Source organism: Wolbachia endosymbiont of Tuta absoluta, from assembly GCF_059414725.1.
The window spans coordinates 1-6,335 of record NZ_JBNRJY010000355.1 but is presented as its reverse complement, the minus strand read 5'-3'; the positions used below and the strand labels follow the sequence as shown (position 1 = coordinate 6,335).

General features: G+C 35.4%; 7 protein-coding genes. 2 read left to right on the top strand and 5 right to left on the bottom strand.

Going from position 1 to position 6,335, the window contains the following annotated elements; translation table 11 throughout:
* Nucleotides 1-18: 18 nt before the first annotated feature.
* Together ACJ5GX_RS03760 and ACJ5GX_RS03755 are read right to left on the bottom strand one after the other, a co-directional pair.
* Nucleotides 19-1,491 carry a hypothetical protein gene (locus ACJ5GX_RS03760; protein WP_495292716.1) on the bottom strand — a complete coding sequence of 491 codons (1,473 nt, stop codon included), beginning with the start codon at nt 1,489-1,491 and terminating at the stop codon, nt 19-21.
* 29 nt (nt 1,492-1,520) lie between these two features.
* Nucleotides 1,521-1,709: a hypothetical protein gene (locus tag ACJ5GX_RS03755; protein WP_264336132.1), complete on the bottom strand. Its 189-nt coding sequence runs from the start codon at nt 1,707-1,709 to the stop codon at nt 1,521-1,523.
* A 645-nt stretch (nt 1,710-2,354) separates the two neighbouring features.
* Here ACJ5GX_RS03755 and ACJ5GX_RS03750 point away from each other — a divergent pair.
* Together ACJ5GX_RS03750 and ACJ5GX_RS03745 are read left to right on the top strand one after the other, a co-directional pair.
* Nucleotides 2,355-2,648 (top strand): GIY-YIG nuclease family protein, encoded by a 294-nt coding sequence (locus tag ACJ5GX_RS03750; protein WP_139686762.1) that lies wholly within the window; start codon nt 2,355-2,357, stop codon nt 2,646-2,648.
* Between the two features lie 408 nt (nt 2,649-3,056).
* Nucleotides 3,057-3,197 (top strand): hypothetical protein, encoded by a 141-nt coding sequence (locus ACJ5GX_RS03745; RefSeq protein ID WP_180708358.1) that lies wholly within the window; start codon nt 3,057-3,059, stop codon nt 3,195-3,197.
* Here the strand turns inward: ACJ5GX_RS03745 and ACJ5GX_RS03740 are convergent.
* The 3 genes from ACJ5GX_RS03740 to ruvA form a co-directional block, all read right to left on the bottom strand.
* Nucleotides 3,178-4,413: a hypothetical protein gene (locus ACJ5GX_RS03740; protein WP_495292715.1), complete on the bottom strand. Its 1,236-nt coding sequence runs from the start codon at nt 4,411-4,413 to the stop codon at nt 3,178-3,180. The two genes, ACJ5GX_RS03745 and ACJ5GX_RS03740, sit on opposite strands and share 20 nt — an antisense overlap.
* Before the next feature lie 268 nt (nt 4,414-4,681).
* Entirely contained in the window at nt 4,682-5,671 is a 990-nt protein-coding gene (ruvB, locus tag ACJ5GX_RS03735) for a Holliday junction branch migration DNA helicase RuvB (protein ID WP_052265003.1), read from the bottom strand.
* Nucleotides 5,668-6,240: a Holliday junction branch migration protein RuvA gene (gene ruvA / locus ACJ5GX_RS03730; protein ID WP_007302375.1), complete on the bottom strand. Its 573-nt coding sequence runs from the start codon at nt 6,238-6,240 to the stop codon at nt 5,668-5,670. Before ruvA ends, ruvB begins: the two co-directional genes overlap by 4 nt.
* Nucleotides 6,241-6,335: the final 95 nt, after the last annotated feature.

Genomic DNA, 6,335 nt, shown 5'->3' with positions numbered 1-6,335 from the left:
TGAATAGCCTAATTTCCTTTAGCTATAAAATACAGCAAGATGATTTTTTACTAGTTGATGTCTGCTTTTTTCAGAACATTGGTCAGGCTGTGATATAGAAGGTTGGTTAAATGTTGTTTCGGGCTTATTAAAAGAAGATCGTGCTGAAGAAGGGCCAAAGCCACTATCTTTAGCCGAAGCATCATCCCCACCTTTACCTTCACCATAGTAGTCAGGCCTAAGGAATTTGCTTGTGTTTCCATTATGTGATTTACCTATAACTGAATTCTTAGGTGAACCAGCAAAACCACTATCTGCACTTGGTCCATCCGTCCCTACTTTTTCTTCAAGAGTTTGTGGTTTCATAGCTTGCACACGCGCAGGATCAATGGATAGCTTATATTTAACTTTATCTTTATCTTCGCTGATTAAAGAGCTCTCCATGATCTTATCCATCACACAGTAAGCAATGTCTGGGTTACGAAAGTCTATTGCATATATTTGTTCGGCACCATATGTTGGAAGACCTCTTTCTGCAATATCATCTTTTACATCACGCAATACTTTTGTACCACCAAACACCTTATTATTAATATGATCAACTTCTTTTTCATTTAAAAACTCTATGTAATTACCACAATCAATAACAGGAGCTAAAATTGAAAACTCATCTTTACTTTCTTTGTGAGAAGTATGCCACATAGAATCAATTGGTAGGTGCGGTAGTGCCTTACAAATAAAATCAACAACTGCGAACTTCAGAGTGTCATTCATTTCATCCTCGGTACTTGAAACTTCCAAATCACGACAATGAAAGGATAATTCATGCTTTGCTATGTCTTTAATGAGCTTAGGATTATCAAAAATGCTTTTCTTTAGATATACATAATTTCCTTTCTCTTCTAAAAAATCCTTAGTTTTTTTAGGACCATTTTCATAACCTTTTATCCTCGATGAGAGCAAATCTACAAAAGAACGTTGCAAATTTCTATCAACACACTCCGCACCATATAGATAAGATCCCTTATCAAAGACTTCATCAATTATATTATAATCTACATGATTTTCTATCTCCTCCTCTATATCATCTGATAGATCCTCACAACCTAGTTCCGATTTTTTGTCTTCTTTTTCTTGCTCTTTAATAAGATCTGTTGTAAATCGCGCAAGTTCATTAGCTAGCAAAAACTTTAGATTAGAAACCACCTCTTTTCTCATTGGCACCAAAAATTTATTACCTACAGTCGATTTTCCTTGATCAAAGTTAAAAGGAAAAAACTTTGTATACAAATTATCATCAAGAATACTTTCATCCGGACAAAATCTTTTTACTACTTTTTCTCTCATACTTTTCAAGTACCCCTTGCACTGATCAATAGTCATATTATTATCAAACGAGATAACAATATGATCGTTCTTTACAGTAAAATTAGTAACAACAGCATTACTGAAACGAAGAATACTATTAAATGCTTTTACTAATTCTCGATTTATTTCACTTTTATTAGGCATAACGCCACCTCTCTAATTAATCAACATAATTACTTGCCACCCATACTGCTGCTCTGACCACTCTTACTACTACTGGATTGATTTTGTTTCATTCGCTCTTGTTCACGCTTAATCCTATCGCTGAAATTATCTATTCTCTTTGGATCTAAATCTTTTTTATAAATCCTTGTTCTCCCTGAATCAGGTACTTTTTTATTTGGATCATTATTACCATCCATATTAGCCTCCGAATTAAATTATTATGTAATGAGTATATTAAGAATCAATTATCAGCACAAGCAGTTTTTTAACATAAATTTTATTCACCATTTTTATACTCCTGGATTCCAGACTGGGATGACAAGAGAAGAAGTGCTGGAATAACAACTTTTTAAATTAAGTTTTCTGGATCCCAGTGTCAGCTACTTGGATGACAAGAGAGAGAGCTACTTGTCCGCCATGTCATTCCAGCACTTGATGCTGGAATCCAGATGAAAAACCAGTGTCACGCACTGGGATGACAAGAGAGAGCTACTTGTCCGCCATGTCATTCCAGCACTTGATGCTGGAATCTAGAAGAAAAATGGATCCTAAACTGGAATGACAACTTTTTTAAACTAAGTTTTCTGGATCCCAGTGTCAGCTACTTGGATGACAACGGAGGGGCCACTTGCATGACAGCCTTTTAAAATTGGTTGACACCTTTTTGGTACACAACCTTTGGTGCATTATGCACTCAAGACAATGTCATTCCAGCACTTCCTCTCTTGTCATTCAAGTAGCCTCTTTGGTATCAAAGAATAGCCTCTTTGGTGTCATCAAGTAGCTCCTTTAATGTCATTCCAGTGCTTGACACTGGAATCTAGTAAATTTATTTATTATATATGAAAAGTTATTATATTTATATACTTGCAAGTGAACGCAATGGAACCCTATATACAGGTATAACATCAAATTTGACTAAACGAATTTGGGAACACAAAAGCAAAGCCATCTCTGGTTTCACGTCAAAGTACAATGTTTGTAAACTAGTCTATTTTGAAGAATTTCAAGAGATAAACTTAGCAATTAGTAGAGAAAAACTCCTAAAAAGCTGGCAGAGAAAATGGAAAATAAACTTAATTGAAAAAACAAATCAAGAATGGAAAGATTTATATGATGAAATTGTGTCTGGATGACAGTGTCTGAGTACACAACTGTACGAACATTGTAATATGGCGCATCGTTGGCACTGGCTTCCATTCAAGACGGTGTCATTCCAGTCTGGAATCTAGAAGAGAAAATGGATCCTAAACTGAAATAACAACTCTTTTAAACTAAGTTCTCTGGATCCCAGTGTCACGCACTGGGATGACAAGAGAGGAGGTAATGGGATGACATCAAAGGAGGCACTGGAATGAAAATGAAGGGCTACCTGAATGACAGACCGGTTTTCATTCAAATTTTATTCAAGACGATGTCATTCCAGCGCGTGACGCTGGAATCTAGAAGAGAAAATGGATCCTAGACTGAAATGACAACTTTTTTAAACTAAGTTCCTGGATCCCAGTGTCAAGCACTGGGATGACAAGAGAGGAGGCACTGAGATGACAACAAAGGGGCCACTTGAAGACAAGAGAGAGCTACTTGTCCGCCATGTCATTCCAGCACTTGATGCTGGAATCCAGATAAAAAACCAGTCTGAAATGAAAAAAAAAGAGAGAACCTTTACACACCTCTCTCTTTGACTGAAGAAGCATGGTTTTCAACTCTCACATCATCAGTTAATCCTCCTGGCAATTCCACAGCAGCATTAGACTTTTGCTGATCACCAAGCTTTCTCTCGCAGGAAGATCCATTTAGCTCTTTTTTCTTTGTTCTCCTTGTATCCTTATCACATTTTTGTCTTTTAACTCTCCTGTGTTCCTTTCGCTCTGGAGCAGGTGGACAGACAGCTAATTTTGGTTTTTCAGTTTTCTCTTCTTTTGCTTCTTTCTTTTCTTTATTCATTTTTTCCAGTTTTTGTACTTCACTATCTTTGTGACTTATAACAGGTTTAGGTAGAGTGTCTACTAATTTTTCTATAGGCTTTGGTAAAATAGCACGTTCTTGCTTATTCAGAGTGATTGGCATTGGAACTTGAGATGAAAAATTAAAGAGGTGAACTGGCGCAACTTCATTCACTTTTGTTTCTATTTCTTGACGAACTTCTTTTGATTCTGTTTTTTCTGCTTTTTTGTCTCTTTTTTCCTCAGTTACATCTTGCTCTACTACTGCTGCTAAATCAACTGCAAAAATTTCTGCAAACATTGCAATGACTGAGCCCACGAGAAAAGTTTGAAGCTTCAATTTTAAATTTTGCAACGCTTGCAAACGTTCGAGTATTGCTATTTCTTCTTCAGGAGATAACTCACCGCTGAGTAATTTCTCCTGCAATTCTTTTATCTCTTTGTCTAGCCTTTTATCCCAACTTAAATCTAAATCTTTTTTGAAGATCTTTTTAACTAATTCCTTAAGCTTATCACGCAAAAACTTAATTATCGAAAGAAGCAGATTTTTCTCTTTCTTCTCCTTGAGCATTTTGTAGACTTTCGGATCTACATTTACTTCAAAAAGATTAAAGAGGGATTCAAAGAAATTTGCGAATACCCCTTGATTATCATCAGTAAAGTAATCCTCATTATCTTGTATCTGTAGCTCTACTTGAGATAATGTTTCATCAATGCAACTCGCAGCCTGACGCTCAAGCTCTATTCTCTTGAGCTCAGCTTTCCTAGCAAGCTCCTCCATGAATCCTTTTAATTCATTGAGCTTCTGCTCTGCAGAGAGATCTTGCTCTCTGATTCGATTAATGTAGATTGAGCTACCGTCCTCTTCGTTGTTATTGATTAAAAAATTTTTCACTGCTTTTTCTCCATTAATTGAATTACTGTTTCTATAATTGTTTAGAAGGCTTTTTACCATTTTATCTTAAGTCTATAAAATACAATAACTCAATCTTATAATATGAAGTATTTAATAAGTATTAATCTTAAAAAATATCAATAAATCATTGATATTTTTACATTCATACTATATACAGCCTAGCATATATTACGTAATTTTTCAAGAACATATTCACTATAACAGAAGACTTTCTTATTTGCCTCTAAAACACCTGCAAATCATATAATAAAAGAATATTATAATGTTTAATGTAATACTATACAATGTTATAAAATATAGTATAATACTAGCATACCACTGAATTAATGCTGAGATATTCCCTTGCTTGATCAGTTAAAACACGTCCTCTTGGTGTGCGCTTTACAAAACTGACCTTGATTAAATAAGGTTCTACTGTTTCTTCAATATTGCCAACATCTTCAGATAGTGCAATAGATATGGTGTCAATTCCAACAGGTCCTGAGGTGTTAAACAAAAATCTCAGATAATCCATATCTAATTTATTTAGTCCCATTTTATCTATACCCAATTTTGATAGTGCAGAACCGGCAATTTCACAGGTAATTTTTTTATCATCTTTTACTTCAACAAAATCTCTTATTCTTCTGAGTAATCTCAAAGCAATTCTTGGAGTACCACGGGCGCGGCAGGCAATTTCCTGCACAGCATCCTTTTCGATTTCAGCACAAAGAACTCTTGCACCTCTTTTGATAATATCAATCAGTTCCTCAAAAGAATAAAACTCAAGATGCAGGGGAATACCAAAACGATCCCTCAGCGGTGCAGAAAGCAGTCCAAGCCGTGTTGTTGCCCCAATCAGTGTAAATGGTGGTAAATCTATTCTTAAAGTTCTGGTAGATGGGCCCTCACCTACTAGTATATCTAGGCAAAAATCTTCCATAGCAGTATATAAAACTTCCTCAATGCTACGATTTAATCTATGGATCTCATCGATAAATAGAACATCTTTTGCATTTAAAGTAGTGAGCACTGCAGCTAAGTCCCCAGCTTTACTAAGCAATGGACCAGAAGTTGCACGAAAGCTAACCCTTAACTCCTTAGAGACAATTTGTGCTAAAGTTGTTTTACCAAGCCCTGGAGGACCATAGAGCAATACGTGATCCAAAGCTTCAGCTCTCGTCTGTGCAGCATTTATAAACACTTTTAAATTTTGTATTAAGTCTTTTTGCCCGACAAAATCATCAAGTTGCTCAGGCCGGATATTTAAATTACGTACATCTTCAGAGTATTCCTTACTACATGATATTGACTTCATATTGTTTTAAGCGCCATACGAATAATATCTTTAGTGTCCAAGTTTGGTGATTCATCTTCTATTTTTTTTATTGTATCATAAGCTTTTGTTCTTTCATATCCAAGATTGATCAAAGCTGAAAGAGCATCTTCACTAATTGAGTGAAAATGATTGTTATTTATCTCTAATTTACTTACTTTGCCATTCAGCTCAGTAATAATTCGATTTATGAGTTTCAGGCCAAGTCCACTCACCTTAAGTGCTAGTTTATCCTCATTTATAATTGCCAAAAACAGTTGCTCTGGAGTTAATTTGCTCAAAATTGACATTGCGGTTTTATAGCTGACACCGCTCACTTTAACTAATAAACGCAGACACTGCTGTTCTTCTTTACTTATAAAGCCATATAGCTGAGTAACGTTTTCTCTGCTATTTGCATAAGTGTCGATAAGTAATTTTACTCTACTTCCAATCGAACAAGCACTTAAAGTTTTGGCTGAAAGATATACTATGTAGCCAACATCATTCACATTCAGGATTATGTGATCGCTACACACCTCATCAACTATTCCTCTTAGATTTCCTATCATTTCTAGTACTTTATAAAATTCAGTTTAAATGCTCCTGAATCTTAGGTCAAGCAAACGAACATTATATGAAGTAGTTCCAGTTTCAATCATTGCAG